The organism is Corallococcus praedator, assembly GCF_003612125.1.
Lineage (GTDB): Bacteria > Myxococcota > Myxococcia > Myxococcales > Myxococcaceae > Corallococcus > Corallococcus praedator.
Map to the genome: position 1 here is coordinate 1 of NZ_RAWI01001322.1, position 402 is coordinate 402.

The window sequence follows — 402 nt, forward strand, 5'->3', positions numbered from 1 at the left end:
ACTGAATTTCCTTCGATGACGGCCAGATATCCTTGAGGAACACCGGCTTGCCCTTCTTGTCGAGGCCGAGCGGCTCCTTCGACAGATCGATCTGCATCGATCCGGCGAGCGCGTAGGCGACGACGAGCGGCGGCGAGGCGAGATAGTTCGCCTGCACGTCCGGGCTCACGCGTCCTTCGAAGTTGCGGTTGCCCGACAGCACGGCGGCGGCGATGACGCCGTTGTCGTTGATCGCTTTCGAAATCTCCACCGGCAGCGGGCCGGAATTGCCGATGCACGTCGTGCAGCCGAAGCCGACGAGATTGAATCCGAGCTTGTCGAGATCCTTTTGCAGTCCCGACTTCGAAAGATACTCCGCCACGACCTGCGAACCCGGCGCCAGGGACGTCTTCACCCACGGCT

The 402-nt window shown here is 62.2% G+C and carries 1 protein-coding gene; it reads right to left on the minus strand.

What is annotated here, in order from left to right; all coding sequences use genetic code 11:
• Nucleotides 1-402 (minus strand): aconitase family protein (locus D7Y13_RS44280; protein WP_244222508.1); only part of this gene is annotated, 402 nt, incomplete at both ends.